This window comes from Endozoicomonas sp. SESOKO4, from assembly GCF_024606275.1.
Map to the genome: position 1 here is coordinate 1 of NZ_JAHHPS010000429.1, position 2316 is coordinate 2316.

The window sequence follows — 2316 nt, forward strand, 5'->3', positions numbered from 1 at the left end:
TGAATAGCGTCTGTTATGAAAAGGATGCGTGTTGTGGACAAAAGAGTTGAGGTATAATCCGCCTCTTTTTTACTGGCCTGTTAACGAATAAAGGTGATGTGACCTTGGCAGTGGATTTTCCAACCCGGTTTGATGTGATAGTGATAGGTGGTGGCCATGCGGGCACAGAGGCCGCACTCGCTTCTGCACGCATGGGTGTTAAAACACTCTTGTTGACCCATAACATCGAAACTCTGGGGATGATGTCATGTAATCCTGCCATCGGTGGTATTGGTAAGAGCCACTTGGTGAAAGAAGTGGATGCCCTGGGTGGAGCCATGGGTCTGGCGACGGATTTGGCAGGTATTCAGTTTAGGGTTTTAAATGCGCGAAAAGGTCCCGCTGTCAGGGCTACCCGAGCCCAGGCTGATCGAGCACTCTATAAAGAAGCGATCCGGAATATTCTGGAAAATCAGGACAATTTGTGGATATTCCAGCAATCCGCTGATGACCTGATGATAGAGCAGGGTCAGGTCACTGGTGTTGTGACGAACATGGGTATCCGATTCCTTTCAACTAATGTCGTTCTGACCGCTGGGACTTTCCTGGGTGGTCGAATTCATATTGGTCTGGAAAATCACAGTGGTGGCAGAGCAGGAGATCCTCCTTCCATCGCTTTGGCCAATCGATTGAGAGATCTTGATTTGGCCGTTGAGCGTCTGAAAACAGGCACGCCTGCCCGGATTGACGCCCGTTCTGTTGATTTTTCGGTGATGGAAGAGCAACCGGGTGACACACCGGTTCCGGTTATGTCGTATCTGGGCTCTTTTGAACAGCATCCACGTCAAGTGTCTTGTTATATTACTCATACCAACGAACGGACCCATGAGATCATTCGCGGTGGTCTTGATCGTTCACCCATGTTTACCGGGGTGATTGAAGGCATTGGCCCAAGATACTGCCCTTCCATTGAAGACAAGATCACCCGTTTTGCAGACAAGTCATCACATCAGGTGTTCCTCGAGCCAGAGGGCCTGAATACCAATGAACTTTACCCCAATGGTATTTCCACTAGTCTGCCCTTCGACGTTCAGGTCAATCTGGTGCGTTCTATCCGCGGTCTGGAAAATGCTCACATTACCCGTCCGGGTTATGCCATTGAATACGATTACTTTGACCCAAGAGGTCTGAAATATTCTCTTGAAACAAAAGCAATAGATGGTTTGTTCTTTGCCGGACAGATCAATGGCACCACGGGCTATGAAGAGGCCGCGGCCCAGGGACTACTGGCTGGTTTGAATGCCGGTTTGAGAGCTCAGGGTAAGGAGAGCTGGTGTCCTCGCAGGGATGAAGCCTACATTGGGGTTCTGGTAGACGACCTGATTACTAATGGCACCAGTGAGCCTTATAGAATGTTTACCAGCCGTGCGGAATATCGCCTGATTCTGCGTGAAGATAATGCAGATTTGCGATTGACAGAAAAAGGTCGTGAGTTCGGTCTGGTGGATGACAGGCGCTGGTCGGCTTTCTGCGACAAAAAAGAGCGAATAGAAAAGGAAAGTGAACGCCTGCGGACCACTTACATTCATCCAAAGACTGAAGCTTCGGCAAAAATCGATAGCAAGCTCTCCAACCCCATCAGTCGTGAATACAGTTTGCAGGAACTGCTGCGTCGTCCGGAGCTGACTTATGTGGATGTTGCTTCACTCTCCGGTGAGCCGGAGGAAAACCCTCAGGTGTGTGAGCAGGTTGAGATTGCTACCAAATACGAAGGCTATATCCATCGTCAGACAGAAGAGATTGATCGCCTGCGTCGCTACGAAGGTACAAAGATCCCTGAGACTCTGGATTACAGTGTGATTGAGGGCCTGTCTAATGAGCTGAAGCAGAAACTCGCTGATAACAGGCCAGAAACCCTGGGAAGGGCTTCCCGTATTCAGGGGATGACACCTGCAGCGGTCTCGTTGCTACTGATTCATCTTAAAAAACGTTCGATGGTTGCCTGATTTTTGCCCACTGATGCAGGCCTGAATTTCTAGTTGAGAGATGAAGCCTGTTTCGATTCGGGCATCGGTTTTTCCTTTTCAGAGCCCGCTCTCGGAAAGACTGGCGCTTTGTTTTTAAACGATTGCACAGTCCCATTCGGTCTTTTCTCAGCGGGTAGAGCTTAACGGGTTGAGCGATTAGAGCGGGTTTCCTGATATTCAGAGTCGATGCTGAGAAGTCGGTGATTAACTGAGTCTGTTCTCTAACGGTTAATCCAGTTTTTGATGGCTTACCGGAGAAAAGATCAGCCCCTGACTTGAGCCTGCCAAGAATAGTCTGTGAGAGTCGTTT

At 49.3% G+C, this 2316-nt stretch carries 2 protein-coding genes; one reads left to right on the top strand and one right to left on the bottom strand.

Translation table 11 applies throughout. The features are described from left to right. Positions 1–110 precede the first annotated feature (110 nt). On the top strand, positions 111–1985 hold the full coding sequence (gene mnmG, locus KDK16_RS08580) for a tRNA uridine-5-carboxymethylaminomethyl(34) synthesis enzyme MnmG (protein WP_257275614.1): 1875 nt from the start codon (positions 111–113) through the stop codon (positions 1983–1985). Here the strand turns inward: mnmG and KDK16_RS08585 are convergent. After that, a partial coding sequence (locus KDK16_RS08585; protein WP_257275613.1) for a hypothetical protein occupies positions 1960–2316 on the bottom strand: 357 nt, incomplete at its 5' end. The genes mnmG and KDK16_RS08585 overlap by 26 nt on opposite strands.